Raw genomic sequence first — 19,425 nt, 5'->3', positions numbered from 1 at the left:
GCCCCGGCGTGCCGCACGGGATCGCCCGGGGCCGGCCCCTGGGATGCTCAGGGGGATGGACTCCCCCGCACCGGTCGCCCCCTGGGTCGTGCTCGGCGTGGCCCTGGTGACGCTGGCGGCGGTCGTCGCGGGGCTCGCGCTGAGCCGGCGGGGCGCGCCGGCCCGGCCGCGGCAGGAGGACGCGCCCCCGCCCCCGGAGCGGCCGCCCGGCCCGCACTGGGCCGTCGACGACCTGCCCGGGTTCCTCGAGGCGCCCCCGGGCACCCCGGCCCCGGAGCCGCGGCCGGTCGCGCCCCCCGTGCCGGCGGCACCGGCGGGACCCGATCCGTCCGCCCGCACGGTTGCCGTGCTGGCCGCCGCGGCCCTGGCGCTGGTCGCCGTCCTCGCGGGCGTCGCGCTGGGCGGCGACGCCGGGGAGCCGGTGGCCGGCGGCGCGCCCCCGGCGGCCGTCCCCGGCCCGTCCACGCCGTCCGCCTCCCCCACGACGGCGCGGCCCGAACTGCCGCCCGTCCCCGCCGAGCCGCTGCCCGGCGAGCGCGGCGCGGGGCTGCTCGCCGCGCGGTCGGTGCCCCTCGGCGACGACGGCGTCACCGCCCGGCTGGCCCTGGGCGGGCTGGTGCTGGAGCGGCGCGCGGTCGGCGTCACCGTGGGCTACCCGTCGGTGAGCGTGAGCGTCGGCACCGACGGGACGGCGCTGGCGCACGTGTTGCTGCCGACCTGGAACTGCCTGGGCACCACCGCGCCCGGGGACCCGGAGACGGCCGGGTGCACGCCGGTCCTCACCGAGTACGCCGACCTGCCGACCCCGGCGCTGGCCGTCACCCGCGACGGCGACACGCTGCGGCTCGCCGGCCGCTTCCCCAGCTACACCCGGCCCACCGCGACGCCGCCGGCGTACACCGGCCGGGTCTACGACCTGAGCGTCACCGTCGCCCCGGCCGGCGGGCTCGACGGCGCCGAGGCCCCGGCGGAGGGGACGCTGTTCCTCGGCACCGAGCGGGCCGAGTCGCTGCCCGACCCGGCGCTCAGCCGGATCCGCGTCGCCGGCTGACCGGCAGCGCCGGGACCAGCCGGGCCGCCCGGTCCAGCACCGGCCGCAGCACCCGGCCGCGGCCGGACACCGCGACGCCGACCAGCGGCGCGCCCCGCACGGCGCCCAGCCCGCCGATCTCGGAGCGGCCCCACCACGGCAGCCGGTCCGCGCCGTCGACCAGCGTGAGCAGCCCGGCGCGCAGCCGCCCGCCGTCGGTGACCGTGGCGACCTCGACCCGGCCGAGGGCGGCGTGCAGCCGGGCGGCCGCGCGGACGAGGTCGCGGGACCGGGCGTCGGGCGCGGCGGCGAGCAGGTCCGGCAGCGCGCGGTCGAGGTCGCGCGGGTCGCGGCTGCGGACCACCCGGCCGGCCGCGACGTCGTCCAGGCCGTCGACGAGCAGCGTGCTGCGGGAGGTGGCGACCCGGGCGTCGGGGCGCAGCCGGGCCAGCGCGCGGACGGTGGGGTCGCCGAGCGGCAGCCCGGCCAGCCGCAGCCGCCAGGGCCGGCGCAGCCCGGTGAGCAGGCCGAGCACGCCCGCGGCCAGCCGCTCGGCGGCGTCGTCGTCGCGGGCCAGCAGCCGCGCCGGCGGACGGCCGCCGGGGACCGGGAGGCCGTCGCCGAGGAGGGTCGCGGTGACGACCGGGCCGGCGGTGGCCAGGGCGAGCAGGGCCAGGGCGTCGGGCCGGCCCGACCAGCGCGGCTCGACGACGACCGCGGCGGGCAGCAGCCGTGGCCGCGGGTGCGCCGACTGCACCGACAGCACGGTGGTCAGCCACGGCGCGGCGGCGGTCAGCGGCGCGGCGAGGTCCCGGGCGAGCGGGACGGCGGCCCGGACCTCGCGGACCACGCGGGCCCGGCCCAGCGCCGTCCGGGTGTCCCTGTCCGTGCCCGTCACCGGGTCATCCGACCACACCGCCGTCCGGGCGCCGGGTCGCCGCCGGTACGCGACCGGGACGCAGCAGCCCCCGGCGGCGGCTGCCGTCGGGGGCTGCGGGAGAGGCGGAGGGGATGTCGCACGCCGGTGTGCTGGGCGGTCCCGTCCGTCCCCGGGACGTCGTCGTCAGATGGCGCGGCGGCGCAGGCGGCGGCGCTCCCGCTCGGAGAGCCCGCCCCAGATGCCGAACCGCTCGTCGTTGGCGAGCGCGTACTCCAGGCACTCGGCCTTGACCTCGCAGCCGGTGCAGATCTTCTTCGCCTCGCGCGTGGAGCCGCCCTTCTCGGGGAAGAACGCCTCCGGGTCGGTCTCGGCGCACAGCGCCCGCTCCTGCCAGGACTGGACGTCGTCGGACAGGCCCATGCCGAGCAGCCCCATCAGGCCCGGGTCGGCCGGCCCGCTGCCGCGGGAGCCCCGCTCCGACCCGCCGATGTAGTCACTCAGCCACGAGACCTCTGCCATGACGATGCGTCCCCTCTCGCTCTCGTCCCGGACGCGGTTGCTCCGCGCCGCACACCGCGGGAATTACACGCGTGTCGTTGCCCGAGCGTCAACTTCGCCCGGTGTAAGCGGTTGACCACACGCGCCCCACCCGTCACACGCCGTTCGTCACTTCTCGTCCACGTTCCCGACACGCCCGTCGAACAGTGGACAAGTGCCCATGGGGCACGATGACTTTCGTGGAGATCGTCGTGCTCGCCGGAGGCGTCGGCGGGGCCCGGTTCCTGACCGGACTGCGGGAGGTGGCGCCGCCCTCGTCGGTCACCGCGGTGGTCAACACCGGCGACGACGTCACGATGCACGGGCTGCGGATCTGCCCGGACCTCGACACCGTCGTCTACACCCTCGGCGGGGGCATCGACCCCGAGCGCGGCTGGGGCCGGGCCGGCGAGTCCTGGACGGTCAAGGAGGAGCTGGCCGCCTACGGCGCCGAGCCCACCTGGTTCGGCCTGGGCGACCGCGACCTGGCCACCCACCTGGTCCGCACCCGGATGCTCGACGCCGGCTACCCGCTCTCCGACGTCACCGCCGCACTCGCCGACCGCTGGCAGCCCGGGGTCACCGTGCTGCCGATGAGCGACCAGCGGGTCGAGACGCACGTCGTCGTCGACGACCCCGGCAGCGGGCGGCGCAGCGCGGTCCACTTCCAGGAGTGGTGGGTCCGCCACCGCGCCGAGCCGGAGCCGCACGCCTTCGTCCAGGTCGGCGCCGAGCAGGCCCGGCCGGCCCCGGGCGTCGTCGAGGCACTGGCCCGCGCCGACGCCGTCGTGCTGGCGCCGTCGAACCCGGTGGTGTCGATCGGCACGATCCTCGGCGTGCCCGGCCTGCGCGACGCGCTGCGTGCCACCCCGGGGCGGGTCGTCGGGATCTCCCCGATCGTCGGCGGCGACGTGGTGCGCGGCATGGCCGACCGCTGCCTGCCGGTGCTCGGCGTCGAGGTCAGCGCCGAGGGCGTCGGCCGGCACTACGGCGCGCGGTCCGACGGCGGCCTGCTCGACGCCTGGCTGGTGCACACCGGCGACCGCGCCGAGGTGCCCGGCGTCGACGTGCGCGCGGTGCCGCTGCTCATGAGCTCCCCCGAGGCCACGGCCGCGATGGCCCGGGCCGCGCTGGACGCCGCGGGCGTCTCGGTCGATGGCTGAGCCGGCCGGGGGTCTGCGGGTCCTGCCCGTCCGGGAGCTGCCGGAGTTCACCGCCGGCGACGACCTGGCGGGGGCGGTCGCCGGCGCCGCGCCGTGGCTGGCCGACGGCGACGTCGTCGTCGTGACCTCCAAGGTGGTGTCCAAGGTGGAGGGCCGGGTGGTGCCGGTGCCGCCGGGCGCCGACCGCGAGGCGGTGCGGCAGCGGGCGATCGACGAGGAGACCGTGCGCGTCGTCGCCCGGCGTGGGCCGCTGAAGATCGTCGAGACGCGGCACGGCTGGGTGGTCGCCGCCGCCGGCGTCGACGCCTCGAACGTGCCCGGCGACTCGCTCGTGCTGCTCCCCGCCGACGCCGACGCCTCCGCCCGCGGGCTGCGCGACCGGCTGCGCGAGCTGCTCGGCGTCGAGGTGGCGGTGGTCGTCAGCGACACCTTCGGCCGCACCTGGCGGGAGGGGCTGACCGACGTCGCCGTCGGCTCGGCGGGGATCGCGGCGCTCACCGACCACCGCGGCGCGCTCGACGCGCACGGCAACCGGCTGGAGACCACGCAGACGGCGCTCGTCGACGAGGTCGCCGCGGCCGCGGACCTGGTCAAGGGCAAGCTCGACGGCGTGCCGGTCGCCGTCGTCCGGGGACTCCCGTTCGAGGCACCGGCCGAGGACGCCGGCACCCGCCCCCTGGTGCGGTTGGGCCCCGGCGACCTGTTCCCCTACGGCAGCCGCGACCTCGTCGCCAGCCGGCAGCCGGCGCCCGACCTGGTGCCGCGCCCCGGGGACCGCGAGGCGGTCGCCGAGGCGTTCCGGGTGGCCAGCGCCGCGCTGCCGGAGTTCCCGGTGGTGCTGCGGCACGGCGGCGAGGGCGACGGCGTGGTCGACGTCCACCTCCCCGAGCGCGCCACGGTCACGGCCGCGCTCAACCTCGGCGCGCTCGTGGGGGCCGTGCTCGTCCAGCTGCACGCCGAGGGCTGGGCCACCCGCTGGGAGCCGGTCGGCACCCCGGGCGGGTCCTCACTCGTCGGGAGGTTGTGGCTGGGCTCCCCCCGGGCCTGACCGGCGGGCAGTCGCTAACGTCGCCGGTCATGCGGGGGATCGTCCTGGCCGGAGGCACGGGGAGCCGCCTGTTCCCCATCACCCAGGCGGTGAGCAAGCAGCTCATGCCGGTCTACGACAAGCCGATGGTGTACTACCCGCTCTCGACGCTGATGATGGCCGGCGTCCGCGAGGTGCTGGTGATCACCACCCCCGGCGACCAGGCCGCGTTCCGGGCACTGCTCGGCGACGGCAGCCGGCTCGGGATGCGGATCGAGTACGCCGTGCAGGAGAAGCCCGAGGGCCTGGCGCAGGCCTTCCTCATCGGCGCCGGTTTCGTCGGTGACGAGGCTGTGGCGCTGGTCCTGGGCGACAACATCTTCTACGGCGCCGGCCTCGGGACGGCGCTGGGACGGCTCCCCTCCCCCGACGGCGGGCACGTGTTCGCCTACCACGTGGCCAACCCGCAGGACTACGGCGTCGTGGAGTTCGACGGGGGCGGGAAGGTCCTCTCCATCGAGGAGAAGCCCGCCACGCCGAAGAGCTCCTACGCCGTGCCCGGGCTCTACTTCTACGAGTCCTCGGTGGTCGAGGTGGCCCGCGGCATCCGGCCCAGCGCCCGCGGCGAGCTCGAGATCACCGCGGTCAACGAGCACTACCTGCAGCAGGGCCGGCTGACCGTCACCGTCCTCGACCGCGGCACCGCCTGGCTGGACACCGGCACCTTCGCCTCGCTGCGCCAGGCGACCGAGTTCGTCTCGGTGGTCGAGGAGCGGCAGGGCCTCAAGATCGGCTGCATCGAGGAGGTCGCCTGGCGGCAGGGCTGGCTCGACGACGACGGCCTGCGCCGCGCCGCCGGGCCCCTGGGCAAGAGCGGCTACGGCGACTACCTGCTGCGCCTGCTGGACGACCCCCGCCCCTGAGGAAGGACCCCTCTGCCCCCGCCACTCGCACGCGCGCGGCGGGACCCTGCAGAGGGGCCGTCACAGGGGTGTTCGTCAGAAGCGGCGGTAGTTGGTCGGCGCCATCCGCGGGCCGCGGCGGGGCGGCATGCTCCCGCCGACGTGCAGCAGCCGCACCACCCGCTGCCGGTGCCCGCGCCAGGGCTCGAGCAGCTCCATCATCCCGTCGTCGTCGGTCTTGCGGCCGGCCAGCGACCAGCCCACCAGGTTCTTCAGGTGGTAGTCGCCGTAGCTGACGGTGTCGGGGCAGCCGTGGGTGCGCTGGACGACCTCGGCCGCGGTCCACACCCCGATGCCCGGCACCGTGCGCAGCTTGCGCTGCAGGGTCGGCGAGTCGCAGCCGTCGTCCGGCTCGAGCGCGTGCGCGACCGACGCCACGTGCAGCAGCGCCCGCCGGCGGGCGCCGTCGAGGCCGCACCGGTGCCACTCCCAGTCGGTGACCTCCCGCAGCCGCCGCGGCGAGGGCAGCACCCGCATGCCCTCGGGGGCGGGACCGGGCGCGGGGTCGCCGGCCAGCCGCAGCAGCGCCCGCCACACCCGGTGCGCCTCGACGACGGTGACCTTCTGCTCCAGCACCGCCGGGACCAGCGCGTCCCAGGTGCGGCCGGTGCGGCCCAGCCGCAGGTCGGGCGTGCGCCGGGCGATCTGGCGGACCAGCGGGTGGCAGTCCGGGTCGAAGCCCGCGCAGTCGTCGAACGCGCCGAGCCAGCCGGGCACCGCCGTGCCGGCCCACTCCGCGCCCGGGCCCCACGCCTGCACCCGCACCTCGCCACCGCGGTACGTGACGCGCACCGTGGCCGGCCCGCACGGGGTGGTCGTCGTCCGCCAGACGGCGTCCCCGTCCCACTGCATCGCGGGGTCCCCGGCGCTGCGCTGGTGCGGGCGCAGCACCGCCTGCAGCTCGAAGCGCCAGTCCGGCCGCCAGCAGTCGGTGAAGTCGGCACCGGCGAGGACGGCGGGAGGTGCGGGTGCCGGCGGGGTCGGGGCCGGCAGTGCAGCGGTCACACGGGTCTCCGGAGGATCAGCGGGGGGCCATGCGCAGCGCGCCGTCCATCCGGATGACCTCGCCGTTGAGGTAGCCGTGCTCGACGATGGCGAGCGCCAGCTGGGCGAAGTCGTCGGGACGGCCCAGCCGCTTGGGGAACGGGATGCCGTTGGCCAGCGCGGTGCGGGCCTCCTCGGGCAGGCCGCCGAGCAGCGGGGTGTCGACCAGGCCGGGGGCGATGGTGCACACCCGCACGCCGACGCTGGACAGGTCCCGCGCGGCCGGCAGCGTCATGCCGACGATGCCGCCCTTGGAGGCGCTGTAGGCCAGCTGGCCGATCTGGCCGTCGAAGGCGGCGATCGAGGCGGTGTTGACGACGACGCCGCGCTCGCCGTCCTCCTCCGGCTCGGTGGCGGCCATGGCGGCGGCGGCCAGGCGCAGCACGTTGAAGGTGCCGACCAGGTTGACCATCACCGTGCGGAGGAACGGCTCGAGGTCGTGCGGGGTGTTGCCCTTGCCGACCGTGCGCTGCGCCCAGCCGATGCCCGCGCAGTTGATCGCGACGCGCAGCGGCCGGTCCTTGCCGGTGGCGTCCTCGATCGCGGCGGCCACCTGGGACTCGTCGGTGACGTCGGTGCGGACGAAGGTCGTGTGCCCACCGAGCTCGTCGGCCAGCGCCTTCCCGCGCTCCTCGTTGAGGTCGACGATGGTCACCGCCGCACCGCGCGCGGCGAGCGCACGTGAGGTGGCCTCCCCGAGGCCGGAGGCCCCACCGGACACGACAGCTGCGACGTCGAAGTTCTTCATGACCGGCATCACACCACGCACCCCGTGACGTGCCGGAACGGCCCTCCTGCAGGGATCCGCCGCGAGCTCGCGAGCGGTGGGCGGCAGGAGGGTCCTCCCCTAGCTGAAGCGCGCACCGTGCCGCTCCTCCACGGCGCCCAGCAGCTGCTTGACCCGCTCGGCGTCGGACACCGGGCAGACCATCGTGACGTCGGCGGTGGCCACCACGACGCTGTCGCGGACGCCGACCAGCGCCACCAGGTGTTCGGGGTCGTCGCTGAACACGATGTTGCCCGCGCTGTCGAGGGTCACCGCGAGCCCGCCCACGGCGTTGCCGTCGGCGGCGGCCAGCGTCTGCGCCAGCGCCGGCCACGAGCCGACGTCGAGCCACTCGACGTCGAGGTCGGCGACCAGCACCCGGCCGGGCTCGGTGGCCGCGGGCTCGAGGACGGCGTAGTCGACGCTCGTCCTCGGCAGCGTCGGGAACACCTCGGCGAGGACGGCGTCGCGCTCGGCCCCGGCCGGCGCGGCCACGATCCGGGCCAGCCCGTCCGCGGACGCCGGCAGGTGGTCGGCCAGCGCGTCGAGCACGGTGCGGGCCCGCCAGACGAACATGCCGGAGTTCCACAGGTACTCCCCCGACGCCAGGTAGGCCTCGGCGGTGGCGCGGTCGGGCTTCTCCTTGAACGCGGCGGCCTCGGCGACCCCGGGCACCTCGGTGGGCGCACCGCGGCGGACGTAGCCGAAGCCGGTGGCCGGGGCGGTCGGCGTGATGCCCAGGGTGACCAGAGCCCGCGGTCGCGCGGTCAGCGCGTCGAAGGCGGTGGTCAGGGTGGCGGCGAACCGCTCGACCGGGCGGATCACGTGGTCGGCGCTGACGACGGCGAGCTCGGCGTCCGGGTCGGCCTCGGCGACCAGGGCGGCGGCCAGCCCGACGGCGTTGGCGGTGTCGCGGGCGACCGGCTCGAGCACCAGCCGGTCCGGCCGCAGCCGCGGCAGGGCGGCCTGCACCTGGGCGCCGTAGCGGGCCGCGGTGCACACCCAGATCCGCTCGGCCGGCAGGACCGCCTCCAGCCGGGTGAAGGCCTCGGCCAGCAGGCTGTGCGCGCCGCCGTCCCCGTCCTGGAGGACGTCGAGCAGCTGCTTGGGCCGGGCGGTCCGGGACAGCGGCCACAGCCGGGTCCCGGAGCCTCCGGCCATGATCACCGCGTGTCTCATGCTCCTGCCTCTCGACGGCCGCGGCCGACGGCGTCGGCCCGGCGCTGGAACCGCGCGCCCGCGGCCACGCGGCCGCTCACGTAGGACACGAGCATCCGGCCGCCCAGTCCGGCCCGGAGCGCCGCCCGCAGCGGGGCGTTGCGCGGGCCGGGGTACTGGCCGGACAGGTAGCGCAGCGCGCTGGTGTGGTGCACCCGCTGCATGCGGTGCGGTTCGCGGCGGGTGGCGTGCCCGCCCTCGTGGACGACGACGGCGCTCGGCGCGTAGACGTGCAGGTACCCGGCGCGCCCGAGCCGCTCGCCGAGGTCGACGTCCTCGAAGTACATGAAGTACCCGGGGTCGAAGCCGCCGACCGCCCGGAACGCCTCGAGGTCGACGAGGAAGCACGAGCCGGACAGCCAGCCGGCGGTGCGCTCCCGCGGCGCCTCGCGCTCGCGGCGGTAGCGCGCGGTCCACGGGTTGCCCGGCCACGCCCAGCCCAGCAGCGCGTGCCCGGCGCCGGTGGACAGCCGCGGCAGCTCCCGAGCCGACGGGTAGAGCTCGCCCCCGGGCGTGCGGATGGCCGGCCCGACGGTCGCCGCGCGCGGCCAGCGGGCGGCGACGGCGAGCAGCTCGTCGACCGACCCGGGCTCGAAGCGGACGTCGGGGTTGGCCACCAGCGCGTACCGGCCTCGAGCCCCGGCCAGGCCGGCGTTGACCGCGGCGCCGTAGCCGACGTTGCCGCCGGTGCGCAGCAGCCGCACGTGCGGGTGCTCGGCGGTCACCCGTTCCGGGACGCCGTCGGTGGACCCGTTGTCGGCGAGCACCACCTCGACGGGCCGGACCGTCGCCTTCGCCAGCGAGGTGACGAACCCCTCGAGCGCCCGCCCGGGCGAGTAGGTCACCGCGACGACACGCAGCGCGTCGGTCAGGACAGCTCCTCGACGTCGTGGCGGACCATCGTCGCGACCATCTCCTCGAAACCCACGGTGGGTGCCCACCCGAGCCGCTCGCGCAGGCGTGCCGAGTCGCCGACCAGCACCTCGGCATCGGCGGGGCGGACCAGCCCGGGGTCGGATCCCACCAGCGGAGCCCAGTCCCCGATGCCCACCTCGGCGAAGGCGGCGGCGACCAGGTCCCGCAGGCTGTGCGCCTGCCCCGTGGCGACGACGTAGTCGTCGGCCTCGGGCGCCTCGACGGCGAGCAGCATGGCCGCCGTGTAGTCCGGCGCCCAGCCCCAGTCCCGCCACACGTCGAGGTTGCCGAGGACCAGCCGGTCGGCCCGGCCGGCCGCGATCGCCGCCACGCCACGGGTGATCTTGCGTGTGACGAAGCGCTCGGGCCGGCGCGGGGACTCGTGGTTGAACAGCACCAGCGAGCTCGCGTGCAGTCCACGGGCCCGGAACATGCCGACCGCCTGGTGCGCCACGGCCTTCGCCGCGCCGTACGGGTTGACCGGTGACACCGGGGAGTCCTCGGTGACCGGCCGCCCGGCGTTGCCCGCGAACACCTCACCGCTGGAGGCCTGGACGACGCGGACCGGCGTCCCGGCGCCGGCGCGGCGGTACAGGTGTTCCAGGAGCGCCAGCACCGCCCGGCCGTTCACGTCGAGCGTCCCGACCGGGTCCGACCAGCTGGCGGCGACGCTGGAGGCGCCGGCCAGGTTGAACACCCAGTCCGGGCCCACCTCGTCGACCAGCGCGGTCAGTGACGTCGGGTCGCGGAGGTCGGCGTGGTGCAGCACGAGGTGGTCGCCGAGGGCGGCCAGGTGGGGCGGCAGCTGCTCCCCGTCGGCGCCGGTGACCGTGCCGTGCACGAGGTGCCCGGCTGCGACCAGCTGCTCGGCGAGGTAGCCACCGTCCTGACCACTGACGCCGGTGACCAGCGCGACGGCCACGTCAGCCGGCCAGCGCGCGCTGCTCCGCGAGGTCGGACTCGACCATCATCTGGACCAGCTGCTCGAACCCGACCCTCGGCGTCCAGCCGAGCTTCTCCTTGGCCTTCGAGGCGTCCCCGATGAGCAGGTCCACCTCGGCCGGCCGGATGAAGGCCGGGTTGAGCTTGACGTGGGGCTCCCAGTCCTCCACGCCGACGGCGCGGAAGGCGACGTCGAGCAGCTCGCGGATGGAGTGGGTCTCCCCGGTGGCGACGACGTAGTCGTCGGCCTGCTCCTGCTGGAGCATCAGCCACATGGCCTCGACGTAGTCACCGGCGAAGCCCCAGTCGCGGCGCGCGTCCAGGTTGCCCAGCTCGAGGTCCTTCTGCAGGCCCAGGTGGATGCGGGCGACGGCGCGGGTGACCTTGCGGGTGACGAACTCCGGACCACGTCGCGGGGACTCGTGGTTGAAGAGGATCCCCGAGGACGCGTGCATCCCGTAGGACTCGCGGTAGTTGATGGTCATGTAGTGGCCGTAGACCTTGGCGACGCCGTACGGCGAGCGCGGCCACAGCAGGGTGCTCTCCCGCTGCGGCACCTCCTGCACCTTGCCGAACATCTCCGAGCTGGAGGCCTGGTAGAAGCGGATCCGGCGGGGGTCGTCACCGCACGAGAGCCGTACGGCCTCGAGCATGTTGAGCACGCCCTTGCCGGTGACGTCGGAGGTGAGGTGGGCGTTCTCCCACGAGTAGGCGACGAACGAGATCGCGCCCAGGTTGTAGACCTCGTCGGGCTGGGCGGTCTGCACCGCGCGCAGCAGGCTGGAGAGGTCGGTGAGGTCCCCGAACAGCAGCTTGAGACCGGGGATCTGCCGGGCGATCTCGACCTTGGGGTTGTTCTGACCCCGCACGAGGCCGTAGACCTCGTAGCCCTTGCCGAGCAGGAGCTCGGCCAGGTACAGGCCGTCCTGACCGGTCACCCCGGTGATCAATGCGCGCTTCATCAACTGCTCCCTGAGACGGTGGTTGCCCGCCGATGCTCGCACGAGGGACCGCCCGGCACGTCGGGAGTGGCGGGCTCCCGGGGTTCCTGGGGACGATGGGACGAGCGGGGCGCACGAGCGGACCGGACGGGTCCGGCACACTCGTATCGGCGGGGATCGGCGCGGCGGCGCCGGTATCGTCGGTGCCCGTGACCTCAGCGAGACCTGACCTCGTCGTCGTCGGTTCCGGGTTCTTCGGGCTGACCGTCGCGGAGCGGGTGGCCAGCCAGCTGGACAAGCGCGTGCTCGTCCTCGATCGACGCGACCACATCGGGGGCAACGCCTATTCCGAGCCCGAGCCCGAGACCGGCATCGAGATCCACCGGTACGGGGCCCACCTCTTCCACACGTCCAACGAGCGGGTCTGGCGGTACGTCAACCAGTTCACCGACTTCACGGGCTACCAGCACAAGGTCTACTCGATCTACCAGGGCAAGACCTACTCGCTGCCGATCAACCTGGCCACCATCTGCCAGTACTTCGAGCGCAGTTACTCCCCCTCCGAGGCCCGTGCGCTGGTGGCCGAGCAGGCCGGTGAGATCGACACCGCCGACGCGCAGAACCTCGAGGAGAAGGCGATCTCCCTGATCGGTCGCCCCCTCTACGAGGCGTTCATCCGCGGGTACACCAAGAAGCAGTGGCAGACCGACCCCACCGAGCTGCCGGCCGCGGTCATCGCCCGCCTCCCCGTGCGGTACACGTTCGACAACCGGTACTTCAACGACACGTACGAGGGCCTGCCGAAGGACGGCTACACCGCGTGGCTCCAGAAGATGGCCGACCACCCGAACATCGAGGTGCGCCTCTCGACGGACTGGTTCGATGTCCGGGACGAGCTGCCCGCCGACGTGCCGACGGTCTTCACCGGCCCGATCGACAAGTACTTCGGCTACGAGGCCGGCGAGCTCGGCTGGCGCACGCTGGACTTCGAGACCGAGGTGCTGCCGATCGGTGACTTCCAGGGCACCTCGGTCATGAACTACGCCGACGAGGACGTGCCCTTCACCCGGATCCACGAGTTCCGGCACTTCCACCCCGAGCGGGACTACCCGGCCGACAAGACGGTCGTCGTCCGCGAGTACTCGCGCTTCGCCCAGACCGGCGACGAGCCGTACTACCCGATCAACACGCCCGAGGACCGCGCCAAGCTGGAGCGCTACCGCGAACTGGCCAAGAAGGAGGCCGCCGAGAAGCGTGTGCTCTTCGGTGGTCGGCTGGGCACCTACAAGTACCTGGACATGCACATGGCGATCGGCTCGGCGCTGAGCATGTTCGACAACCGCATCCGCCCGTTCTTCGACGAGGGCGGCTCCCTCGACGGCCGCCTGGAGGACTGACTCCCATGACGACGACAGACTCCCCCGTCTCGCCGGAGCGGGTGAGCGAGCCCCTGCCCGAGGACCTCGCCTCGGGCAAGGCGGTCACGCTCCTCCAGCGGGTGATCCTGCCCCGGCCCGGGGACCCGCTGAAGGTCCGCTCCCTGTACGTGGACGAGGACCGCACCCGGCGGGTGAAGTCGACCTCCCGCGCCGACGCCACCGTGGCCGCAGGCCATGAAGTGTCCTTCGCCACCTACTTCAACGCCTTCCCGGCCAGCTACTGGCGGCGGTGGACGGTGCTGCGCGAGGTGATCCTGGGGATGACCGTCTCCGGCCCCGGCCGCATCGACGTCTACCGGTCCAAGGCCGACGGCAGCATCATCCACGTCACCGGCGCCACCACCACCGGCGAGGACCGCCGGCTCGAGTTCGAGCTGGACCTGACCCCGTTCGAGGACGGCGGCTGGTACTGGTTCGACGTCACCGCCGACGACGCCCCGCTCACCGTCCGCGACGCCGCCTGGTCGGCGCCCCAGGGCCCGGAGCGCGAGGCCCGGCTGTCGATCGGCATCTGCACGTTCAACCGCCCCGACGACTGCGTCGCCGCACTCCAGGCGCTGGCCGGCGACGACGTCGTCCGCGAGCAGATCTCCACGGTGATCGTCGCCGACCAGGGGACCAGGAAGGTGCGCGACGCCGCCGGGTTCGCCGCCGCGGAAGCCGGTCTGGGCGGACGGCTGCGGTTGGTCGAGCAGGGCAACCTCGGCGGCAGTGGCGGCTTCTCGCGCACGATGTACGAGAGCCTCACCCACACCGACGCCACCCACCACCTGCTGCTCGACGACGACGTCCAGCTCGAGCCGGACAGCGTCGCCCGCGTCTTCACGTTCGCCCGCTTCACCAAGACACCGATGCTCGTGGGCGGCCAGATGCTGGCCCTGCAGGACCGCTCGGTGCTGCACACCATGGGCGAGGTCGTCATGCCCGACAAGTTCTTCTGGCGGGCCGCCCCGAACACGGCTTACGCGCACGACTTCGCCGAGGAGAGCCTGCGGGAGTCGAGCTCACTGCACCGGCGCATCGACGTGGACTACACCGGCTGGTGGATGTGCCTCGTCCCCCGGGAGGCGATGGAGCGGCTGGGGTTCGCCCTGCCCGTGTTCATCAAGTGGGACGACGCCGAGTACGGGATCCGGGCACGGGAGAACGGCTTCCCCGTGGCGACCCTCCCCGGGGTGGCCGTGTGGCACCTGTCCTGGAGCGACAAGGACGACACCGCGGGCTGGCAGGCCTACTTCCACACCCGCAACCGTCTGGTCGCCGCCGCCCTGCACACCCAGTACAAGCGGGGCGGGACGCTGCTGCGGGACACCTTCAAGTTCGACCTGAAGTTCCTGATCATGCTGCAGTACGCGACCGCGGCCCTGCACCACCGGGCCTACGACGACTTCCTCGCCGGCCCGGAGCGACTGTTCCCGCTCCTGCCCACGGCCCTGCCCACGGCGCTGGAGCACCAGGGCGACTACCCGGACGGCCAGGTCCTCCCGTCGTCGTCGGACCTGCCGCTGCCCTCCATGGGCACCGTGAAGGCGGAGCGGTTCATGAAGCCGCCGACCACCCCGGTCACCATCGGCCGCACGCTGCTCGGGGCACTGGTGCACAACCTGCGCAAGCCGAAGCCGGAGGCCCAGGAGCGGCCGGAACTCAACATCAGCGCGCAGGACGCCCGCTGGTTCCTGCTCTCCAGGCTCGACAGCGCGACCGTCGGCACCGCCGACGGTCGCGGTGTCACCTTCCGGCGGCGCGAGCCCCAGACGTTCTGGCGGATGCTGCGCCACTCCATCCGGGTGCACGCCCGGCTCTACCGGGAGTTCCCCGAGCTGGCCGAGCGGTACCGCGCCCATCTCGGCGAGCTGACCTCACCCGAGAGCTGGGAGAAGGCCTTCGCCGGCGAGTACGTCCCTCGCTGAGCGCCCGACGACGACAGCGGCCCCGCACCATCCGGTGCGGGGCCGCTGTCGTCGTCGGGTCAGGTGCGGACGGGTGGCTACGGGCGGGTGAGCCGTTCCCGGCGCCCTGCACGGGTGAGCCTGCGCCACTCGCGCCAGCCGCCGGGATCACGTCGGCTGACGAGGAAGAAGAAGCCGAAGCGCACGACCTCCAGCGGGCGCAGCCAGCGCATCCCGGGCTGGGCCATCAGGTAGCCCCGGTTGCGATAGGTGAAGTAGCGCTTCAGCTCGTCCGCGGGGTACTGGGCCGACAGCCGGCCACCGAGGATGGGCGCGAACTCGCTCGTGCCCTCCGGGTGCAGGTAGGCCACGGCGGTGCAGGTGCCGAACGGCAGGCCGGCGCGCAGCATCCGGCGGTGCACCTCGGTCTCGTCCCCGCGGAAGAACAACCGGTAGTCCGGGACGCCGACCACGTCGAGCGCGTCGGCCCGGAACAGTGCCCCGTTGAACAGCGACGCGTAGTCCGGCAGCAGGTCCAGGCCCGCGAAGTCGCTCCGCCGACGCCGCCAGCGCAGCCCGCGGCGCAGCGGGAAGGCCAGCCGCTCGGGGTCGGCCATGTCGGCCACCAGCGGCGACACCTCGGCCAGGCCGTGCCGGCGGGCACAGTCGAGCAGCGTGCGCAGGACGGTCGCGTCCTCCGGGCGGCCGTCGTCGTCGGCGCACCAGACCCAGTCCGCCCCGAGGGCGAGGGCCTGCAGCATGCCCAGGGCGAAGCCGCCGGCCCCGCCGAGGTTGCGGGCACTGGGCAGGTAGGTGGCGGGCACCCCGAGCCCGGCGACCAGGTCCCGGACGGCGTCGTCGGGGCCGTTGTCGACGACGACGAGGTGGTCCACCGGCCGGTCCTGGGCCGCCAGCGCCGCCAGGCTGGCCCGCAGCGGCCCGACCCGGCGCCGGGTGACGACGACGGCGACGACCCGCTCGCCGTCCGTCTCCGGCGCGGGGACGGCGGTCACGCCTGCTGGCCCTTGTAGGCCCGCAGCACGTCGTCGAGGTCGCCCTGCTGCCGGATCCGGCCGTGCTCCATCCAGATGGCGGTGTCGCACAGCTCGCGGAGGAACTCGTCCGAGTGGGAGGCGAACACCAGCAGACCCGAGCGCTCGACCAGCTCCCCCAGCCGCTGCTTGGACTTCTCGAGGAACGCCGCGTCCACCGCGCCGATGCCCTCGTCCAGCAGCAGGATCTCCGGGTCGATGCTCGTCACCACGCCGAGGGCGAGGCGGACGCGCATGCCGGTGGAGTAGGTGCGCAGCGGCATGTGGAGGAAGTCGCCGAGCTCGGTGAAGTCGGCGATGTCGTCGACCCGCTCCTGCATCTGCCTGCGGGTCATGCCGAGGAACAGGCCACGGATCATGATGTTCTCGAGGCCCGAGATCTCGGGGTCCATGCCGACGCCGAGGTCGAACACCGGGGCGACGCGGCCACGGACCTCGGCGAAGCCGCGGGTCGGCTCGTAGATGCCGGAGAACAGGCGCAGCAGCGTCGACTTGCCCGCACCGTTGTGGCCGACGAGGCCGACCCGTGCGCCGTGGTCGAGGGTCACGGTGATGTCCCGCAGCGCCTCGATGACCGGCACCTTGGCGCCGCTGTCGATGTTGCCCCCCACCAGGCCCATGACAGTCTTCTTCAGCGACCGGCTCTTGGCGTCGAAGATGGGGAAGTCGACGCAGGCGTCCTTCGTGACGATCCCGATGGGGCCGCTGTTGCTCTCGGACATGCTCACACCCAGTAGGAGACGCGGGACCGGTACCGGCGCAGGACGACCAGCGTCAGCGCCCATCCGACCACCGTGATGACGAGGACGACGATCCAGTGGCGCCAGAGCTGGTCCTGGCCCAGGAGGGGCCTGCGGATGATCTCGACGAAGTGCAGGAACGGGTTGAACTCGGCCAGCCGGGCTCGCTCGGCGATGGCCGGGTTCGGGCTGTTCACCAGGTCGTCGTAGACCCAGACGATGGGGGTCAGGAAGAACATCAGCTGCACGACGCTCTGCGTGATCGGGAGGATGTCCCGGAAGCGCGTGGTGATGATGCCGACCGCCAGGGACACCCAGACGCCGTTGAGCGCGAGCACGACGAACGCGGGGATCGCGGCGAGACCGGTCCACTCCAGCGGCTGGGGGAAGACCAGCAACATGACCACGTACACGACGAGGTTGTGCAGGAAGAACAGCGCCTGCCGCCACACGAGCCGGTAGACGTGCACCGACAACGGGGCCGGCAGGTGCTTGATCAGCCCCTCGTTCGCGATGAAGACCTCGGATCCCTCGGCGATGCAGCCGCTGATGAAGTTCCAGACGATGAAGCCGACCAGGACGTGCGGCAGGAACCGGGCCAGCTCGATGTCGAACAGCCCGGAGTAGAGGATGCCCAGCGCGACGGCGGTGACCGCCATGCTGATGGTGATCCATATCGGGCCGAGGACCGACCGGCGGTAGCGCTGGCGGATGTCCTGCCAACCGAGGTGTCCCCACAGCTGGCGCTGCCGCCAGCCGCCGGTGAGGTCGGCGAACGCGCTGCGCCACGGCCGGGTGTTGGACGTGACGGGCGGCGGCGCCGCCGGTGCGTCGATGCTCATGTCGGGACTCTCTGACTCTCAGACCTGTCCGGGTCGGACCAGTCGGTAGATGCTCGTCTGGGGGTCGCTGTAGACCAACTCGAGGTCGCGGACCGTGTCGAGGCCGGTCAGGCCGGGGGCGCGCGTCTGGCCGACGGCGGTGAACCCCTCGCTGACCACCACCCACCGGACGTCCAGGGCCTCGACGGCCGCGAGGACGTCGTCGTCGGTCGCCAGCTGGTTGAACGCGCGGAAGAGCAGCAGCCGGTCCTCCCCGATGTCCTCCGCCCGGAACGGGGAGGTGATCGGCGACTTGAACAGCAGGGGCAACTCGAAGTACGAGTACGCCCACGCCGAGCCGTCGAACGGGTCGTTGAGGACGGTCCCGCCGTCGTAGAGCCCGGCGAGCTGCGCGTAGCCCCGCTCCTCGAGCGTGGAGAAGGTCGGGCCGTCGGTGTACCCGAGCGCCACGCGCTCCTGGTTGCGCGGGGCGTAGTCGAGGGTGAGCACCAGCGCCACCGCCAGCAGGAGCAGCACCGGGGCGACACGGCGCCCCTGGGCACCGACCGGTCCGGGCAGCCGCGCGACCGCGCTCCGCAGGCCGTCGGCCAGCCCCTGCACACCGGCCGCTGCCACCACGACCGCGGGGACCGCGAACAGGGCTGCGAGCCGCCAGCGGTCGTTCCACCACAACGAGGTCAGCGACTGCTGCAGCGGGTCCTCGTAGGCGGCCGCCATGACGTAGAGGGCGACGAAGACGGCGGCGCCCACCAGCAGCGGCCAACCCTCCCGGCCGCGGCGGGACAGGGCGAGCACACCGGTCGACAGCAGCGCGGCCACCCACCACTGCGGGCGTTCGGACTCCTGGTTGAAGGTGAGCAGCTGCCCCACGGCCTGCCCCGGCGAGGCGACGGCAGGCCAGTCGACCCCGGCGAAGCCGCTCCCCTGCCCGGTCAAGGAGAGCACCAGCGAGGCCGAGACGACCACGAAGACGGCCACTGCGGCGAGCACCGCGGCGATGTGACGGATCCGCTCGCGTCGGCCGGGCAGCCCGAGCAGGGTGGTCACCAGCTCGGGGACGGCCAGGACCAGCGCGAGCAGGATGCACCCGACCCCGGCGGCCGGCTGCGTGTGCACGACCCCCAGCAGGCCGGTCGCCGCGGCCACGGCCGCGGTCCACCCCCCTTGCCGGGCCAGGAGGACGACGAGGGCGGCCGCGGCCGCGGTGGCGCTCACCGCTGTGCCGAACGGCCACAGCGGGCCCCAGAAGAGGAGGTCGTAGGGGAAGGCGGTGACCACCGTGGCGAGCACGACCGCGGCCGCGGCGGCCAGCGGCCGGCCGAACAGCACCCAGGCCAGCAGACCCGCGCCGGCTGCGAAGACCGACGGCAGGACGGCGAGGACGGCGTTGACGGCGACCGGCACGGAGCCGGCCCCGAGATCGAGCACCAGCGCCGCGACGCCGTGGAAGACGTCGGGGTAGAAGAACGCCTGGTTCTCCGGCTGGGCGAGCGGCGCGAGGTCGGCGGGGGCGATGTCACCGCGCTCGGCGATCCACCGGACCGCGCTGGCGTGGAACATCGCGTCCCAGTACTGCTGCGGCCGCTGCAACCCCTGCGTGGCCCGCACCACCAGGAACGCCGAGACGGCGGAGACAGCCGCCCACAGCCCCAGGACGGCGGCGTGCACCGGCCACGTCCGGCCCCGCTCCAGGCCTGCCGCCGTCCGCTCCGGGCCCTGGGGGACGGGACGCCGCCACGGACGGCGGGCGACGGTCAGGACGGCGAGGACGACCACCAGCGCGCTGCCGACCGTCGCCGGCTCCCACGACACCCCGCCGGTGCCGAAGCCCACCGCCAGCGTCGCGTAGAGGCCCAGTGACAGTGCCGGCGCGGCGCCCACGGCGGGCGCCCCCCGCAGGCCCAGGACCAGGGCAGCGACCAATCCCGGGACGAAGAGGAGGAGGCCAGCGGTGGCGACTGCGAGCCCGGCGCTCACTGGGCTCGGGGGACGTGCAGGACACCGCTGGACATGAAGCCAGGGTAGCCAGCGGCGTGCA

The 19,425-nt window shown here is 74.2% G+C and carries 18 protein-coding genes; 6 read left to right on the top strand and 12 right to left on the bottom strand.

Annotated elements, in window-relative coordinates; translation table 11 throughout:
* Positions 1-55 precede the first annotated feature (55 nt).
* Positions 56-1,051: a hypothetical protein gene (locus ACI8AR_RS12915; protein WP_457051391.1), complete on the top strand. Its 996-nt coding sequence runs from the start codon at positions 56-58 to the stop codon at positions 1,049-1,051.
* Here the strand turns inward: ACI8AR_RS12915 and ACI8AR_RS12910 are convergent.
* The gene (locus ACI8AR_RS12910; RefSeq protein ID WP_457051390.1) at positions 1,026-1,928 is read right to left on the bottom strand and encodes a hypothetical protein; all 903 of its coding nucleotides are present in this window, start codon (positions 1,926-1,928) and stop codon (positions 1,026-1,028) included. The genes ACI8AR_RS12915 and ACI8AR_RS12910 overlap by 26 nt on opposite strands.
* Before the next feature lie 165 nt (positions 1,929-2,093).
* Positions 2,094-2,345 (bottom strand): WhiB family transcriptional regulator, encoded by a 252-nt coding sequence (locus ACI8AR_RS12905; RefSeq protein WP_456929453.1) that lies wholly within the window; start codon positions 2,343-2,345, stop codon positions 2,094-2,096.
* Between the two features lie 302 nt (positions 2,346-2,647).
* Between ACI8AR_RS12905 and cofD the strand changes: the two genes are divergently transcribed.
* From cofD to rfbA, 3 genes are read left to right on the top strand one after another with little or no spacing between them, the layout of a single operon-like run.
* Complete coding sequence (gene cofD / locus ACI8AR_RS12900) at positions 2,648-3,610, top strand: 2-phospho-L-lactate transferase (RefSeq protein ID WP_457051389.1); 963 nt, start codon at positions 2,648-2,650, stop codon at positions 3,608-3,610.
* On the top strand, positions 3,603-4,658 hold the full coding sequence (locus tag ACI8AR_RS12895; protein WP_457051388.1) for a coenzyme F420-0:L-glutamate ligase: 1,056 nt from the start codon (positions 3,603-3,605) through the stop codon (positions 4,656-4,658). Before cofD ends, ACI8AR_RS12895 begins: the two co-directional genes overlap by 8 nt.
* 29 nt (positions 4,659-4,687) lie before the next feature.
* A complete protein-coding gene (gene rfbA / locus ACI8AR_RS12890) occupies positions 4,688-5,560 on the top strand; it encodes a glucose-1-phosphate thymidylyltransferase RfbA (protein ID WP_457051387.1) in 873 nt (290 codons plus the stop codon).
* A 75-nt stretch (positions 5,561-5,635) separates the two neighbouring features.
* Here rfbA and ACI8AR_RS12885 read toward each other — a convergent pair whose 3' ends face one another.
* From ACI8AR_RS12885 to gmd, 6 genes are all read right to left on the bottom strand, one after another.
* A complete protein-coding gene (locus tag ACI8AR_RS12885) occupies positions 5,636-6,604 on the bottom strand; it encodes a DNA-3-methyladenine glycosylase family protein (protein WP_457051386.1) in 969 nt (322 codons plus the stop codon).
* A gap of 16 nt (positions 6,605-6,620) precedes the next feature.
* Entirely contained in the window at positions 6,621-7,391 is a 771-nt protein-coding gene (locus ACI8AR_RS12880) for an SDR family NAD(P)-dependent oxidoreductase (protein WP_457051385.1), read from the bottom strand.
* Positions 7,392-7,490: 99 nt separating this feature from the next.
* Positions 7,491-8,588: a mannose-1-phosphate guanylyltransferase gene (locus ACI8AR_RS12875; RefSeq protein WP_457051384.1), complete on the bottom strand. Its 1,098-nt coding sequence runs from the start codon at positions 8,586-8,588 to the stop codon at positions 7,491-7,493.
* The gene (locus ACI8AR_RS12870; protein ID WP_457051383.1) at positions 8,585-9,472 is read right to left on the bottom strand and encodes a glycosyltransferase family 2 protein; all 888 of its coding nucleotides are present in this window, start codon (positions 9,470-9,472) and stop codon (positions 8,585-8,587) included. The genes ACI8AR_RS12875 and ACI8AR_RS12870 overlap by 4 nt, the downstream gene beginning before the upstream one ends.
* Positions 9,473-9,495: 23 nt before the next feature.
* Positions 9,496-10,464 (bottom strand): GDP-mannose 4,6-dehydratase, encoded by a 969-nt coding sequence (locus ACI8AR_RS12865; RefSeq protein ID WP_457051382.1) that lies wholly within the window; start codon positions 10,462-10,464, stop codon positions 9,496-9,498.
* 1 nt (position 10,465) lies between these two features.
* Positions 10,466-11,446, bottom strand: coding sequence for a GDP-mannose 4,6-dehydratase (gene gmd / locus ACI8AR_RS12860; protein WP_457051381.1), 981 nt, complete (start codon positions 11,444-11,446; stop codon positions 10,466-10,468).
* 188 nt (positions 11,447-11,634) lie between these two features.
* Here gmd and glf point away from each other — a divergent pair, with 188 nt between their 5' ends.
* Positions 11,635-12,822, top strand: coding sequence for a UDP-galactopyranose mutase (glf, locus tag ACI8AR_RS12855; RefSeq protein WP_457051380.1), 1,188 nt, complete (start codon positions 11,635-11,637; stop codon positions 12,820-12,822).
* Positions 12,823-12,827: 5 nt separating this feature from the next.
* Positions 12,828-14,774: a glycosyltransferase gene (locus tag ACI8AR_RS12850; protein ID WP_457051379.1), complete on the top strand. Its 1,947-nt coding sequence runs from the start codon at positions 12,828-12,830 to the stop codon at positions 14,772-14,774.
* Positions 14,775-14,851: 77 nt separating this feature from the next.
* Here ACI8AR_RS12850 and glfT1 read toward each other — a convergent pair whose 3' ends face one another.
* The 4 genes from glfT1 to ACI8AR_RS12830 are packed head-to-tail and all read right to left on the bottom strand — an operon-like array spanning position 14,852 to position 19,364.
* Positions 14,852-15,766, bottom strand: a complete 915-nt coding sequence (glfT1, locus tag ACI8AR_RS12845; protein ID WP_457051378.1) for a galactofuranosyltransferase GlfT1 — start codon at positions 15,764-15,766, stop codon at positions 14,852-14,854.
* Complete coding sequence (gene wzt, locus ACI8AR_RS12840; protein ID WP_457051377.1) at positions 15,763-16,527, bottom strand: galactan export ABC transporter ATP-binding subunit Wzt/RfbE; 765 nt, start codon at positions 16,525-16,527, stop codon at positions 15,763-15,765. Before wzt ends, glfT1 begins: the two co-directional genes overlap by 4 nt.
* A 2-nt stretch (positions 16,528-16,529) precedes the next feature.
* Positions 16,530-17,387, bottom strand: coding sequence for a galactan export ABC transporter permease subunit Wzm/RfbD (gene wzm, locus ACI8AR_RS12835; protein WP_457051376.1), 858 nt, complete (start codon positions 17,385-17,387; stop codon positions 16,530-16,532).
* Between the two features lie 18 nt (positions 17,388-17,405).
* Complete coding sequence (locus ACI8AR_RS12830; RefSeq protein WP_457051375.1) at positions 17,406-19,364, bottom strand: DUF6541 family protein; 1,959 nt, start codon at positions 19,362-19,364, stop codon at positions 17,406-17,408.
* Positions 19,365-19,425: the final 61 nt, after the last annotated feature.

This window comes from Geodermatophilus sp. SYSU D01036, assembly GCF_054050435.1.
The sequence above is the reverse complement of the archived record's forward strand: the minus strand, read 5'-3'. Positions and strand labels throughout refer to the sequence as shown.

Bases quoted from the DNA above. Each gene is read 5' to 3' on its own strand.
- ACI8AR_RS12895 (WP_457051388.1), top strand. From the start codon at position 3,603: ATGGCTGAGCCGGCCGGGGGTCTGCGGGTCCTGCCCGTCCGGGAGCTG.
- ACI8AR_RS12880 (WP_457051385.1), bottom strand. From the start codon at position 7,391: ATGAAGAACTTCGACGTCGCAGCTGTCGTGTCCGGTGGGGCCTCCGGC.
- wzt (WP_457051377.1), bottom strand. From the start codon at position 16,527: ATGTCCGAGAGCAACAGCGGCCCCATCGGGATCGTCACGAAGGACGCC.
- ACI8AR_RS12915 (WP_457051391.1), top strand. From the start codon at position 56: ATGGACTCCCCCGCACCGGTCGCCCCCTGGGTCGTGCTCGGCGTGGCC.
- ACI8AR_RS12905 (WP_456929453.1), bottom strand. From the start codon at position 2,345: ATGGGGCTGCTCGGCATGGGCCTGTCCGACGACGTCCAGTCCTGGCAG.
- ACI8AR_RS12875 (WP_457051384.1), bottom strand. From the start codon at position 8,588: ATGAGACACGCGGTGATCATGGCCGGAGGCTCCGGGACCCGGCTGTGG.
- rfbA (WP_457051387.1), top strand. From the start codon at position 4,688: ATGCGGGGGATCGTCCTGGCCGGAGGCACGGGGAGCCGCCTGTTCCCC.
- gmd (WP_457051381.1), bottom strand. From the start codon at position 11,446: ATGAAGCGCGCATTGATCACCGGGGTGACCGGTCAGGACGGCCTGTAC.
- ACI8AR_RS12850 (WP_457051379.1), top strand. From the start codon at position 12,828: ATGACGACGACAGACTCCCCCGTCTCGCCGGAGCGGGTGAGCGAGCCC.
- wzm (WP_457051376.1), bottom strand. From the start codon at position 17,387: ATGAGCATCGACGCACCGGCGGCGCCGCCGCCCGTCACGTCCAACACC.